Below are 12,527 nucleotides of genomic sequence, written 5' to 3' on the forward strand. Positions count from 1 at the left end.
CCCGTCACATCCGGTCGGAGCCGCCGCCCTCCTCGGCCGCCAGCGCGGCGTCCAGCCGGGCCCTGGCGCCGTCCAGCCACCGCTGGCACACCTTCGCCAACTGCTCGCCACGCTCCCACAGGGCGAGGGACTCCTCAAGGGAGATTCCGCCGGTCTCCAGCTGCCGGACGACGTCCAGCAGCGCGTCCCGGGCGTGCTCGTAGCCCAGCGCGTCGTCCGCGTTCGGCGCCGCCGGGGCGGCCTGCTCCTGCTGCTGCTCTGCCATGCCGGAAAGCCTAGGGGCTGGAGCCGACAACCCGGGGGCCCGCCGCCGGGTCACCGGCGGGTGCCGCGGCTCCACCGGTCCTTGAGCGTTCCTCCAGCGATCCTCCGGCGAACCTCCAGCGGTCCTCCAGCGGTCCTCCAGCGGTCCTCCGGTCCTCGGGCGCTTCTCTAGCGATCCTCGACCGTCACGCCGAAGCCGCCGCCCGACACCCGGGCGTGCAGCCCCTCCCCGGCCTCGACCTGCGCCGGGTCCGTCACCACCGTGCCGTCCGCCCGCTGGAGCACCGCGTAGCCGCGCTCCAGGGTGGCCGCCGGGGACAGCGCCACCACCCGGGCCAGGGTGTGCCCGAGGTCGCTCTGCGCGTGGTCCAGCCGGTGCCGCAGGGTGCGCCGGGCCCGCTCCAGCAGGGCCTCGACCTCCTGCCCGCGCCCGTCCAGCATCCGGTGCGGCGCGGCCAGCGCCGGGCGGCTGCGCACGCCGTCCAGCCCGTGCTGCTCCCGCTCGACCCGCGCCAGCACGTGCCGGCGGGCGCGGTCGCGCAGCTGGCGGACCTTGGCCAGCTCCTCGCCGACGTCGGGGACCACCCGTTTGGCGGCATCGGTCGGTGTGGAGGCGCGCAGGTCGGCGACGAAGTCCAGCAGCGGCTGGTCCGGCTCGTGCCCGATCGCGCTGACGACCGGCGTACGGGCGGCCGCGACCAGCCGCACCAGCGACTCGTCCGAGAACGGCAGCAGGTCCTCCACGCTGCCGCCGCCCCGGGCCACGACGATCACGTCCACCTCGGGGTGCTCGTCCAGCTCCCGGACGGCCTCGCTCACCCGCTCCACCGCGCTGACGCCCTGCACGGGCACGTTGCGCACCTCGAAGCGCACCGCCGGCCAGCGCCGCCGGGCGTTCTCCAGGACGTCCCGCTCGGCCGCGGAACCGCGCCCGGTGACCAGCCCGACGCACTGCGGCAGGAACGGCAGCGGCTTCTTGCGCTCCGCCGCGAACAGCCCCTCCGAGGCCAGCTTGCGCTTCAACTGCTCCAGCCTGGCCAGCAGTTCACCCAGGCCCACCGGCCGGATCTCCGAGGCCCGCAGCGACAGCTGCCCGCGCGCCGCGTACCACTCCGGCTTGGCGTGCACGACGACCCGCGCGCCCTCCTGCACCACGTCCGCGACCTCGTCGAAGACCGAGCGGAAACAGGTGACGGTCAGCGAGACGTCCGCCTGCGGGTCACGCAGGGTCAGGAACACCACGCCCGCCCCCGGCCGGCGGCTGAGCTGGGTGATCTGACCCTCCACCCACACCGCGCCGAGCCGGTCGATCCAGCCGCCGATCAGCGCGGAGACCTTGCCGACCGGGAGCGGGGCTTCGGGGGAGCTGGAGTTGGCCATGCGTACGAGGCTAGCGGCGCCCGCCGACAGGAGTGCTAACGGCGACCGCCGACGGGCGAGCCCCCCTGGACGCCGAGCACCACCAGCCCCGCCGCCAGCCAGATCAGGCCCACGAGCTGCGCCGTCGCCGACGCCTCGTAGACCACGGCCGCGATCACCGCGATGCCCAGGAGCGGCACGACCAGGTGCGCCAGCCACCGCCGGGAGCCGTGCCGCAGGGCGTACCAGCCGACCACCGAGGCGTGCAGCAGCGCGAAGGCCGTCAGCGCGCCCATGTTCACCACCGAGGTCAGCCGGTCCAGCCCGTCGTCCCGGTTCGCCGCCCAGACCGCCGCCGCCATGGTGATCACCGCGGCCGCCAGCAGCGCCCGGCGCGGCACCGCGCTCGACGGGTCCACCGAGCCGAGGACCCGCGGCAGCCGCCCGTCGCGGCCCATCGCGAAGACCAGCCGCCCGGCCGCCGCCTGCCCGGCCAGCGCCGCGAAGGCCGCGCCGATCGCCTTGCCGGCCGCCACCAGCACGTGCAGCCAGTGCCCGACGCCGCTCTCCACGGTGTCGTAGAAGGCCGAGCCCTGCGCGGCCGGGTCGGCGGCCAGCTGCTGCGGGGTGGCCGGCTCCAGCAGCGCCGCCAGGTACGTCTGGGCGACGAACAGCACCCCGGCCAGGGCCAGGCACCACAGCACCGCCCGCGCCACCGCCGCCGAGGCGCCGACCGCCTCCTCGACGAAGGTCGCGACGGCGTCGAAGCCCAGGTAGGAGAGCACGGCCACGGACACCGCCGAGACCACCGCCGTCAGCGAGAAGTCCCCGACCGCCGTGAACGGGGTGCCCCAGCCGCGCCGGGCGCCGTCCTGGACGAGAACCACCACGGCCGCCGCCACGAACACCGCCAGCACCGCGACCTCCATCGCCAGCACCGCGAAGCCGACCGCCGCCGCCGTGCGCACCCCGACCAGGTTGAGCGCGGTGGTCACCACCACCGCCAGCGCCGTCCACACCCAGCGCGAGACGCCGGGCACCAGCGAGTGCAGGGCGATCCCGGAGAAGAGGTAGGCCACCGCGGGGATGAGCAGGTAGTCGAGCATCGCCATCCACCCGGCGATGAACCCGGGCCCCTCGCCCAGCCCGGCCCGGGCGTAGGCGAACACCGAGCCGGCCTGCGGCACCGCGCGCACCATCTGGGCGTACGAGAAGGCGGTGAAGCCCATGGCCACCGTCGCCGCCAGGTACACCGTGGCGACGGCGCCGTGGCTCCTGGCGTCCAGCACGCCGAAGACGCCGACCGGGGCCATCGGGGCGATGAACAGCAGCCCGTAGACCATCAGGTCCCGCATGCCCAGGCTGCGGCGCAGACCGTCCGACCGATCGGGCTCGATCACAGTGCTCATAGGCACCAGATTCGATCACCCATGACCGTTTCCGCCCGCAAAGCTCCGCCAAGCGGTGTCGCACGGCGGCCTCCGGCCGCGCGGCGGGTGCGCGCCGCCGCCGCCCGTACGATGGAGCCATGTCCAACACCGCGCAGCGCCGTGTCCTGCTCGCCGCCCCCCGGGGCTACTGCGCGGGCGTCGACCGCGCCGTGATCGCCGTGGAGAAGGCCCTGGAGCAGTACGGGGCGCCCATCTACGTCCGTAAGCAGATCGTCCACAACAAGTACGTGGTGCAGACCCTGGAGAAGAAGGGCGCGATCTTCGTCGACGAGACGGAGGAGGTGCCCGAGGGCTCGATCGTGGTGTTCTCCGCGCACGGCGTCGCGCCGTCCGTCCACGACGAGGCCGAGGCCGGCAAGCTCGCCACCATCGACGCCACCTGCCCCCTGGTCACCAAGGTGCACAAGGAGGCCGTCCGCTTCGCCGACGAGGGCTACGACATCCTGCTGGTGGGCCACGAGGGCCACGAGGAGGTCATCGGCACGATGGGCGAGGCCCCGGACCGCATCCACCTGGTGGACGGCGCCGAGGACGTGGCGAAGGTGAAGGTCCGGGACGAGTCCAAGGTCGTCTGGCTCTCCCAGACCACCCTGTCGGTGGACGAGACCATGGCCACCGTCGGCGAGCTCAAGCAGCGCTTCCCCGCGCTGGTCAGCCCGCCCAGCGACGACATCTGCTACGCCACCCAGAACCGCCAGGTCGCCGTCAAGCAGCTGGCCGAGGAGACCGACCTGCTGATCGTGGTCGGCTCCAGGAACTCCTCCAACTCCGTGCGCCTGGTCGAGGTCGGCCTGGAGTACGGCGCCAAGGCCGCCCACCTGGTGGACTTCGCCGAGGAGATCCAGGAGGAGTGGCTGGAGGGCGTCACCACCGTCGGCCTGACCAGCGGCGCCTCGGTGCCCGAGATCCTGGTCGAGGGCGTGCTGGAGTTCCTGGCCGCGCGCGGCTACGACACCGTCGAGACGGTCAAGACCGCCGAGGAGCACCTGATCTTCTCGCTGCCCAAGGAGCTGCGCCGCGACCTGCGCGCCGAGGCGGCGGACAAGCTCTGACCTTCGTACGGAAGGCCCGGCTCCCGCTTCCGGGGGCCGGGCCTTCCGCTGTGCGGGCGCTTTCGTCCTCTCGTAGGTTTGGTGCACAGGCTGTGGACAGGCGGTCCACACCCGGACGGCGGAGGGCGGACGCGATGACGGCGGTATTCGGCGTGGACATCGGCGGGTCGGGCATCAAGGGGGCTCCGGTCGACCTCGCCCGGGGCGCCCTCGCCCAGGAGCGTCACAAGGTGCTCACTCCGCAGCCGTCCGCCCCCGAGGCCGTGGTCGAGGCCGTCCGCGAGGTCGTGCGCCGCTTCGACCACCAGGGCCCGGTCGGGCTGACCTTCCCCGGCGTGGTCGTCGACGGCCGCACCAGGACGGCGGCCAACGTCGACAAGGGCTGGATCGGCCTGGACGCGGCGGGCCTGTTCCGCGAGGCCCTCGACCTGCCCGCCGTCGTCCTCAACGACGCGGACGCCGCCGGGATCGCCGAGACCGCGCACGGCGCCGGGCGCGGCGAGCACGGCGTCGTCCTGGTGCTCACCTTCGGTACGGGCATCGGCAGCGCGCTCCTCGTGGACGGCGTGCTGGTGCCCAACACCGAGCTGGGCCACCTCGAGATGCGCGGCAAGGACGCCGAGCGCCGGGCCTCCTCGGCCGCCAAGGAGCGGCACGACCTGAGCTGGGAGCAGTGGGCCGGGCGGGTCGACGAGTACCTGGACCTGGTGGAGGGGTTGTTCTCGCCGCAGCTGATCGTGATCGGCGGCGGGGTGAGCCGCAAGCACGAGAGGTTCCTGCCGCTGCTGCGCGAGCGCGAGGCGCGGGTGGTGCCGGCGGAGCTGCGCAACGACGCGGGCATCGTCGGGGCCGCCATGGCGGCGGCCCGGGCGGTGTGACCTGTCCGTCGGCGCTCGGCGGGAGCGGCGCTGAGGGGCTCGAGTCTCAGCGGGAGCGGTGGATGCGGCGCTGGGCGATGAAGCGGGCCAGCACGATCAGCGCCGCCAGCCCGGTGCCGGAGAACAGCCAGCCGGCCCGCAGCGCCAGCCCCGTCGCCAGCGCCACCACCTGGGCGGTGACGCCCGGGGACTTGACCGGCGCGAGCGCCAGCATGGCGACGGCGAAGGCGATCGGCCCGCTGATCGGCGCGGCCAGCAGGTCGGCGTAGCGCACGCGGACGGCCAGCTGGAAGCAGACCACCAGGAACCCGAGGCCGAACAGCCAGCCCAGGCCGCCGAACAGCAGCCGGTCCACGCCCGCCACGGCGAGCGTGGCCAGCACGGCGACCACGCCGGTGCCGATCGCCGTCAGCCGGGTCGGGCGGCCGGTGCGCCGCCGCCCGTACAGCGGCGCGTCGCCGCGACCGCGCAGCGGCAGGCGCAGCCGCAGCCGGGGCACGGACGGGCGGTCGGCGGGCTGGCCGGCCACCGGGCGCAGCCGGGAGGGCCGGGCGGCGGGGGCTCCGTCGGTCTCGGGAGCCCGGCCGGGCCCGGGCACGGCGGCACCGGCCGCGCGGTTCGGCGGCCGGCGTCTTGGCCCTGGCGTCTGGGTACGGATGCTCTGCTCCACTCGCCCAACGTACGGTCCGATCATCGCCACACTGTGTAATGGACCGTTCAGGTCTTGTCCCGTGTCTCCGGATGGCGTAGTCCTATGATCGTCGATTTGATCATCGGGCGGGTAGCCGACCCGCTCGGCCGATCCGACGCAACACGATCATCCGACGATGTGCCACGGGGGCCGGCCATGACCGACGAGTTCAGCTTCGTACGGCTCGACCACGTCCAGCTGGACATCCCGGCCGGGGCCGAGGACGCGTGCCGGGCGTTCTGGAACGGCGTCCTCGGCATGGACGAACTGCCCAAGCCCCCGGTGCTCGCCGCCCGCGGCGGCTGCTGGTTCCGCGGCGGCGGCGTCGAGGTGCACCTCGGCGTCACCCCGGACTTCCGCCCCGCCCGCAAGGGCCACCCCGGCATCCTGGTGCGCTCCCTCGACGCCCTCGCCGAGCGGCTCGCCGCGCACGGTCACGAGGCGGTCTGGGACGACAACCTGCCCGGTCACCGGCGCTTCTACGCCGACGACGCGGTGGGCAACCGCCTGGAGTTCCTGGAGCCGGAGGCGGCGCCGACCGAGACGTGAGCCCGGTGCGGGGCTGCCCGTAGACTTGGGGGTCGGCCCCGCAAAGGGCCGGCCCAACTCCTCCAAGCCCCGGGACTGCGCTTCATGTCGCTCACGATCGGAATCGTCGGCCTGCCGAACGTCGGCAAGTCGACCCTGTTCAACGCCCTGACCAAGAACGACGTGCTGGCGGCCAACTACCCGTTCGCCACCATCGAGCCGAACGTTGGCGTCGTCGGCGTCCCGGACGAGCGGCTGGCCAAGCTCGCCGAGATCTTCGGCTCGCAGCGCATCCTCCCGGCCACCGTCGACTTCGTCGACATCGCCGGCATCGTGCGCGGCGCCAGCGAGGGCGAGGGCCTGGGCAACAAGTTCCTCGCCAACATCCGCGAGTCGGACGCCATCTGCCAGGTCGTGCGGGCCTTCACCGACCCCGACGTGGTGCACGTGGACGGCAAGGTGTCCCCCAAGGACGACATCGAGACCATCCACACCGAGCTGATCCTGGCCGACCTCCAGACCATCGAGAAGGTCCTGCCCCGGCTCCAGAAGGAGGCGCGCCTCAAGAAGGAGACCGCCGCCGTCCTGGCCGCCGCCGAGGCCGCCCAGGCCGTCCTGGAGACCGGCAAGACCCTCTTCGAGGCCGGCTTCGACACCGCCCCGATCCGCGAGCTCCACCTCCTCACCGCCAAGCCCTTCCTCTACGTCTTCAACGTGGACGAGGACGAGCTGTCCGACGAGGACTTCAAGAACGCCCAGCGCGAGCTGGTCGCCCCGGCCGAGGCCATCTTCCTCAACGCCAAGATCGAGTCCGAGCTGATCGAGCTCGACGACGCCGAGGCCCTGGAACTCCTCCAGTCCATGGGCCAGGACGAGCCCGGCCTCGCCACCCTCGCCCGCGTCGGCTTCGACACCCTCGGCCTGCAGACCTACCTCACCGCCGGCCCCAAGGAAGCCCGCGCCTGGACCATCAAGAAGGGCGCCACCGCCCCCGAGGCCGCCGGTGTCATCCACACCGACTTCCAGAAGGGCTTCATCAAGGCCGAGGTCATCGCCTTCACCGACCTCGTCGAAACCGGCTCCACCGCCGAGGCCCGCGCCAAGGGCAAGGCCCGCATCGAGGGCAAGGAATACATCATGCAGGACGGCGACGTCGTGGAGTTCCGCTTCAACGTCTAAACGATCATTGAAGAGGCCGCCTGACCTGCGACGGAGTGGGTCAGGCGGCCTCGTCGGTCCGCACGGAGTCCGCAGGACCTCCGAGGCCGCCGTTGGCTCTGGCCACGGTTAGGCCGCCTTCGAGGTCGGGGCCTGACCTTCGTCGGGGCCGTGGCCGTGCGCCTTGTCGATCGCGGCCCGGGTCCGGTCCTCGGAGTCGGGCCACAGGTGCGTGTAGATGTTCAGCGTCATCGCCGCGTTGGTGTGGCCGAGTCGCTCGGACACCGTCTTCACCGACTCGCCGTGCTGGATCAGCAGGCTGGCGTAGTGGTGGCGGAGCGCGTGCGGACCCGTGCCGCTTGGCAGCCCGGCCTTCCGCGTCGCGGGCCGCCAGGACCCGTCCATGAAGTGGGTGTAGACGACGGGGCCGCCCTCCGGCGCGCGGAACAGGAAGTCGTCCGGGCCGCCGGGGAAGTCGCGAAGGTGCTGCTGCACCGCATCGATCACGACCTTGGGCAGCGGCACCGTGCGATGCGACCGTGCCGTCTTCGGTGGGCAGACATAGACGCCGCTGCCGGTGGTCTGCTGGATCTGCTGCTCGACGAGCACCGTGCGCCGCAGCAGCTCCAGATGCCGCACCTGGAGCCCGAAGAGTTCGCCAGGCCGCAGGCCGGATCCGGCACCCACCAACACGAGGGCGCGGTAGCGCTCGGGCATGCCCTTCGATAGGGCGAGGACCTGGTCGACCGTCAGCGGCACCACCTGCTTACGGGAGACGGGCGGCAACTTCACGCCCTCGCACGGGTTGTGAGGGATCATGCGATCCCGGACCGCTGCCCGGAGTATCGCGTTGACCGTGTTGAAGACGGTCCGCGTAGTGCTGGGTGCCAGCTTGTGCGTGTTGGTGAGGCCGGCGACCCAGCGCTGGACATCCCCGGGCTTGATCGCGCCCAGAGCCCGCTTCTCCCATGACGGGTAGACGTAGCAGCGGAGATGCTGGGCGACGGCCTTCGCCGTCGAGGGGCGGTGCGGCTGAGCTGAGCACCAGCGCTCGGCGTACTGCTTGAACGGGACCTTCGTCGACCTCGGGTCGACGTACTGGCCGGTGACGATGCTGGCGGTTACCTCGTCCAGCCAGCGCTGGGCGTCGACCTTGCGCTCGAAGTGACGGGAGTGCTCCTTGCCGTCGTGGTCGCGGTAGCGGGCACGCCACTTGCCGTTCGGGCGCTTCTGGATGTTGGCCAAGTTGATCTTCTCCTCTGGGTCAGTGGTAACCCCCGCTCTCGATGTACTCGGTGAGGGCGCGGGCATCGCGCTCCTCGCCCATGAGGCGGAGGCATTGCTCGTGAATGCCCTTCGAGCTGTCGGGGTGGGTTGCGACGTACTCGGCGATGGCGACGACAGCGTGGTGCAGGCGGTCCTGCGCGTCGCGGGCCTCGTAGAACGCTTCGACGGCCTCCTGGACGACACGTCTCCCCTCGATGTCGACGCCCTCCAGGGGCGGTGACATGAGCTCCTCCAGGGGCAGCTCGAAGACGCGAGCGAAGCCGAGGGCCTCGTCCAAGGTGATCTTGCGACGGGGGTTGCCGTTCTCGATACGCCAGACCGCCGTCTGGTTCATCGGAACGCCCGCCTTGGTCATGCGCGCCGCGAGCTCAGTGGTGCTCCACCCTCTGACCTCACGTTCCAGTGCGACGCGCGCCGCAGCGTTGCCTTCGCTGTAGAGCAGTGGCGCCTCGCCCCTGCCTGGCTCTCCGGACATGCAGCCTCCATTGCGTCTCGTCGCTATCCCGATTGAACCACATCCTTTCCCGTTTGACTGGGCCGCGTTCGCACGGTACAACCTGTGCAACAGGGAACGCAAGCTAGTCGAAAGGGAAAAGATGAATCACTGCCTCACCACGTCGGAGGTCGCCGAGCGATACCGCACCGCCGAGAGCACGGTGCGGTACTGGCGTCACACCGGTTACGGCCCCCGGGGCGTGAAGGTTGGCCGCCGTGTCCTCTACCTGGAGTCCGAGCTTGTCCGCTTCGACCAGGAACTGCGTGAGCAGAGCGACAGCTGGGCGCTGGGAGCGTGATGCGCCCGGCCTTCGCCCGCAAAACGGCCCTCGGCGCGCCAACGCCGAGGGCTCGATGAACACCCCATGCCTACCAATGCTGTTCGAGCCGGTGGAGGAGGGCCTGCCAGCCCGCATGCTCCACCAAGAGGAGTTCACGTTGAAGACTACGTCCCCGCATGTCGCTAAGGCATCCGTCGGCACGTCATGGCCGTCCGTTGCGATACCCGGCCAGCCTGGCCAGCATTTCCTGGTCCAGTCGCAGCCTGCATCCACAGCCTGTGGAGAGCTGGACTCCATCGCGCCAGCCGGGCCTGTCGGGCCGACCGGCGTCGATGCGATGCCGGATGCTCCGGCGACCGAGGGGGCCGAACTGCTCGCGCAGCTGAAGGCCCTGATCGCGAAGTTCGTGATCCCGCCCTCCGAGGAGGCTCTGGTCGCCACGACGCTGTGGGTCGCGGCGACCCACCTGCAGCCCGCGTGGCAGCACGCCCCTCGCCTTGCGGTGGTCGGCCCGGCGAAGCGGTGCGGCAAGTCCCGCCTGCTCGACGTGCTGACCGAGACCGTCCACAAGCCCGTGCTGACGGTCAACTCCACCCCGGCGGCGGTCTTCCGCTCGATCACCGTGGAGCCGCCCACCCTGCTGGTGGACGAGGCCGACACCATCTTCGGCACTCCGAAGATGGCCGAGAAGAACGAGGAGATGCGCGGCCTGCTCAACGCCGGTCACCAGCGCGGACGCTACGTGCTGCGCGTGGTCGGCAACGACCACACACCCCACCAGTTCCACACCTTCGCCATGGCGGCCATCGCGGGCATCGGCGACCTGCCCGACACGATCATGGACCGGTCGGTCGTCATCCGGATGCGCCGCCGAGCCGACGACGAGCAGGTGGCGCCGTACCGCACCAAGCGCGACAGGCCCGCCCTGCACGAGCTCCGCGCCAAGCTCGCGCTGTGGGCCAACCCGCTGGCCGAGCAGGCCCTACGCCTGGAGCCGACTATGCCGGTGGAGGACCGCGCCGCCGACACCTGGGAGCCCCTGGTGATCGTCGCGGAACTCGCGGGTGGGCCCTGGCCCCGCCTGGCCCGCCAGGCGTGCGTCCGCATGGTCGCCTCCGAGACCCAGGCCGAGGAGGACAACCCCAGTGGCGCCCGGATCCTCGCCGACATCCGGCGGATCTTCTTCGGCAGCGGCGACCCGGACAGCCTCACCACCGACCAGATCCTGTTCGCGCTGAACAGTGATCCCGAGGCCCCGTGGGCCGAGCACGGACGCGGCGGACTCCTGGCACGAGGGCTCGGCGCGATGCTCCGCGACTACGGGATCTCCTCGGGCAACGTGCGCGCTGGCGAGATCCAGCGCAAGGGCTACACCCGCAACAAGTTCGCCGACGCCTGGCGACGCTACTGTCCCGCCGTCCACCCCCTCGACCCGAGAGAGGGCAGCGAGAGCTGACCGCCCCTCACCGGTTGCCGTCCGTGCCGTCCCTGCCGTGACACTGCAGGTCACACCGCATGCGGTCAAGACGGCAACCGGGCCCAAGACGGCAAGTGAACGGACACTGCCCCTCGCCTGCCGCCGAGCGCACCGGTCGCGTCGGCGGCAGGCGGAGCCGGGACGGCAACCACACCCGTCTTGTGCCGTCCCAGCCGTCCCTGCCGTAAAACCGCACGTCAAACGGCCTGCCGCCAAGACGGATGCCCATCGCAAGACGGAACCGGTCGCCGTCCAAGACGGCACCAGCCCACGATCAAGACGCCACAGGCCACCCGAGCCTGCCCGTGCCGTACCTGTGCTGACCTGCAGCTTCAACGGTCAAGACGGCAAAGACGGACCACGCCGACACCCCCACCACCCGCCAAGGACCCCATCACCATGCCTGCCACCGCAACGCCGACCGGGTCGGCCTCCAGCCGCGTGACCCTCTGGGACCACGCCGCCATCGGCCTCCTCGCCCTGGCCGGCTTCGCCCTCTCCTACGACGCCCTGCGCCAGACCGCCCAAGCGATCCACGTCCGGGGCCCGCTCACCTACGTCTTCCCGCTGATCATTGACGGGTTCATCGCGTACGGCGTCCGAGCCCTGCTCGTCCTGCGGACAGCGCCGCTCGGCGCCCGCGCCTACGTGTGGGGCCTCTTCCTGGCCTCCACCGCCGCCAGCGTCTGGGCCAACACCCTCCACGCCGTCCGCCTGAACGAGCAGACCCCGACCGGCCTCGGGCTGCACCTCAGCGACACGCCCGTCGGCGCGCTCTCCATGATCGCCCCGCTCGCCCTCGCCGGATCCGTCCACCTCGGCATCATCGTCTCCCGCCACACTGAGAGCCGAACCGACATCGAGCCCGCAGCTCGCATCGCCACGGCGGACCACAGCCCTGATGCCGAGACTGCTGAGGTTGCAGCCCAGCCGGACGAACAAGACGCCATCCACATCCTGCGGGCCGATCGCGACGCCGAGCGGGGACCAGGACTCGCGCCGGTCGGCGACCAGGCTGAGCCGTCGGCCTCCACAAGCGCCCCATGGGCGGACCGTGAGACCAGCGCGCAGCGAAAGCGCACCGGGCGTCCGCCGGGCGCGAGCATGGATCAGCTGCTGGACATAGCGCGCCCAGCCGTCGCCGAGAGCGGCATCACTGTTGCCGTTGTCCAGAAGGCCGTCCGCGACGCCGGCCTCCCGCTCGCCAGCGCCCGCCTGACCGAGCTGATGAACCGCCTGCGCGCCGAGCAGGCCGGTCCGCAGCACGAGCGAGCCCGCTCCCACCCTGCGGTCGACTGACCGCCAGCCCGCACGTGGAGCCGCTCGCCCGGAACTGCCGGACCGGGCGGGCGGCTCCCGCATCACCGGACGGTCCGTTCGCGGAAGTCCAACAAGCCGTCAGCCGAGATCCGCCAACGCCCTCCGCCGCCGCACTACACCTCACATCGGCATGGCCAAACCGTCGCTCCTCCGGACCATCCTCCTCACACCGCGCGGAAAGCTCGCTCGCTGTCCGCTGCCACAACCGCACTGACGGGAGCCACACCGTGAAGCACGACCAGCATCACACCGACACCACTGGCGAGGGTTCTGAGCAGCCTCCGAA

General features: G+C 71.7%; 13 protein-coding genes. 7 read left to right on the forward strand and 6 right to left on the reverse strand.

Going from position 1 to position 12,527, the window contains the following annotated elements:
• Positions 1-4: 4 nt before the first annotated feature.
• The 3 genes from ACIBCA_RS05605 to ACIBCA_RS05615 form a co-directional block, all read right to left on the reverse strand.
• Entirely contained in the window at positions 5-265 is a 261-nt protein-coding gene (locus tag ACIBCA_RS05605) for an exodeoxyribonuclease VII small subunit (protein ID WP_396281525.1), read from the reverse strand.
• A gap of 167 nt (positions 266-432) precedes the next feature.
• Positions 433-1,644, reverse strand: a complete 1,212-nt coding sequence (gene xseA, locus ACIBCA_RS05610; RefSeq protein ID WP_396281526.1) for an exodeoxyribonuclease VII large subunit — start codon at positions 1,642-1,644, stop codon at positions 433-435.
• 35 nt (positions 1,645-1,679) lie between these two features.
• Positions 1,680-3,032 carry an APC family permease gene (locus tag ACIBCA_RS05615; protein WP_396281527.1) on the reverse strand — a complete coding sequence of 451 codons (1,353 nt, stop codon included), beginning with the start codon at positions 3,030-3,032 and terminating at the stop codon, positions 1,680-1,682.
• Positions 3,033-3,151: 119 nt separating this feature from the next.
• Between ACIBCA_RS05615 and ACIBCA_RS05620 the strand changes: the two genes are divergently transcribed.
• A complete protein-coding gene (locus ACIBCA_RS05620) occupies positions 3,152-4,126 on the forward strand; it encodes a 4-hydroxy-3-methylbut-2-enyl diphosphate reductase (RefSeq protein WP_396281528.1) in 975 nt (324 codons plus the stop codon).
• 134 nt (positions 4,127-4,260) lie between these two features.
• Positions 4,261-5,004 carry a polyphosphate--glucose phosphotransferase gene (ppgK, locus tag ACIBCA_RS05625; protein WP_396281529.1) on the forward strand — a complete coding sequence of 248 codons (744 nt, stop codon included), beginning with the start codon at positions 4,261-4,263 and terminating at the stop codon, positions 5,002-5,004.
• Positions 5,005-5,050: 46 nt separating this feature from the next.
• On the opposite strand, the gene ACIBCA_RS05630 is transcribed toward ppgK, so the two are convergent.
• Complete coding sequence (locus ACIBCA_RS05630) at positions 5,051-5,602, reverse strand: DUF6542 domain-containing protein (protein ID WP_396281530.1); 552 nt, start codon at positions 5,600-5,602, stop codon at positions 5,051-5,053.
• Between the two features lie 249 nt (positions 5,603-5,851).
• Between ACIBCA_RS05630 and ACIBCA_RS05635 the strand changes: the two genes are divergently transcribed.
• Both ACIBCA_RS05635 and ychF read left to right on the forward strand, forming a co-directional pair.
• Complete coding sequence (locus tag ACIBCA_RS05635; RefSeq protein WP_396281531.1) at positions 5,852-6,244, forward strand: glyoxalase; 393 nt, start codon at positions 5,852-5,854, stop codon at positions 6,242-6,244.
• Positions 6,245-6,328: 84 nt separating this feature from the next.
• Entirely contained in the window at positions 6,329-7,402 is a 1,074-nt protein-coding gene (ychF, locus tag ACIBCA_RS05640; RefSeq protein WP_396281532.1) for a redox-regulated ATPase YchF, read from the forward strand.
• Positions 7,403-7,510: 108 nt separating this feature from the next.
• Here ychF and ACIBCA_RS05645 read toward each other — a convergent pair whose 3' ends face one another.
• Together ACIBCA_RS05645 and ACIBCA_RS05650 are read right to left on the reverse strand one after the other, a co-directional pair.
• Positions 7,511-8,626, reverse strand: a complete 1,116-nt coding sequence (locus ACIBCA_RS05645) for a tyrosine-type recombinase/integrase (RefSeq protein WP_396281533.1) — start codon at positions 8,624-8,626, stop codon at positions 7,511-7,513.
• A gap of 19 nt (positions 8,627-8,645) precedes the next feature.
• Positions 8,646-9,143: a helix-turn-helix domain-containing protein gene (locus tag ACIBCA_RS05650; protein WP_396281534.1), complete on the reverse strand. Its 498-nt coding sequence runs from the start codon at positions 9,141-9,143 to the stop codon at positions 8,646-8,648.
• Positions 9,144-9,264: 121 nt separating this feature from the next.
• Between ACIBCA_RS05650 and ACIBCA_RS05655 the strand changes: the two genes are divergently transcribed.
• The 3 genes from ACIBCA_RS05655 (at position 9,265) to ACIBCA_RS05665 (ending at position 12,220) form a co-directional block, all read left to right on the forward strand.
• Positions 9,265-9,462 carry a helix-turn-helix transcriptional regulator gene (locus ACIBCA_RS05655; RefSeq protein ID WP_396281535.1) on the forward strand — a complete coding sequence of 66 codons (198 nt, stop codon included), beginning with the start codon at positions 9,265-9,267 and terminating at the stop codon, positions 9,460-9,462.
• A 319-nt stretch (positions 9,463-9,781) separates the two neighbouring features.
• The gene (locus tag ACIBCA_RS05660) at positions 9,782-10,900 is read left to right on the forward strand and encodes a DUF3631 domain-containing protein (RefSeq protein WP_396281536.1); all 1,119 of its coding nucleotides are present in this window, start codon (positions 9,782-9,784) and stop codon (positions 10,898-10,900) included.
• Between the two features lie 420 nt (positions 10,901-11,320).
• The gene (locus ACIBCA_RS05665) at positions 11,321-12,220 is read left to right on the forward strand and encodes a DUF2637 domain-containing protein (RefSeq protein ID WP_396281537.1); all 900 of its coding nucleotides are present in this window, start codon (positions 11,321-11,323) and stop codon (positions 12,218-12,220) included.
• Positions 12,221-12,527: the final 307 nt, after the last annotated feature.

Source organism: Kitasatospora sp. NPDC051170, assembly GCF_044455705.1.
Classification (GTDB): Bacteria; Actinomycetota; Actinomycetes; order Streptomycetales; family Streptomycetaceae; genus Kitasatospora.

Coding starts and splice junctions, on each gene's coding strand:
- ACIBCA_RS05605 (WP_396281525.1), bottom strand. CDS start 265: ATGGCAGAGCAGCAGCAGGAGCAGGCCGCCCCGGCGGCGCCGAACGCG.
- xseA (WP_396281526.1), bottom strand. CDS start 1,644: ATGGCCAACTCCAGCTCCCCCGAAGCCCCGCTCCCGGTCGGCAAGGTC.
- ACIBCA_RS05615 (WP_396281527.1), bottom strand. CDS start 3,032: ATGAGCACTGTGATCGAGCCCGATCGGTCGGACGGTCTGCGCCGCAGC.
- ACIBCA_RS05620 (WP_396281528.1), top strand. CDS start 3,152: ATGTCCAACACCGCGCAGCGCCGTGTCCTGCTCGCCGCCCCCCGGGGC.
- ppgK (WP_396281529.1), top strand. CDS start 4,261: ATGACGGCGGTATTCGGCGTGGACATCGGCGGGTCGGGCATCAAGGGG.
- ACIBCA_RS05635 (WP_396281531.1), top strand. CDS start 5,852: ATGACCGACGAGTTCAGCTTCGTACGGCTCGACCACGTCCAGCTGGAC.
- ychF (WP_396281532.1), top strand. CDS start 6,329: ATGTCGCTCACGATCGGAATCGTCGGCCTGCCGAACGTCGGCAAGTCG.
- ACIBCA_RS05650 (WP_396281534.1), bottom strand. CDS start 9,143: ATGTCCGGAGAGCCAGGCAGGGGCGAGGCGCCACTGCTCTACAGCGAA.
- ACIBCA_RS05655 (WP_396281535.1), top strand. CDS start 9,265: ATGAATCACTGCCTCACCACGTCGGAGGTCGCCGAGCGATACCGCACC.
- ACIBCA_RS05660 (WP_396281536.1), top strand. CDS start 9,782: ATGCCGGATGCTCCGGCGACCGAGGGGGCCGAACTGCTCGCGCAGCTG.
- ACIBCA_RS05665 (WP_396281537.1), top strand. CDS start 11,321: ATGCCTGCCACCGCAACGCCGACCGGGTCGGCCTCCAGCCGCGTGACC.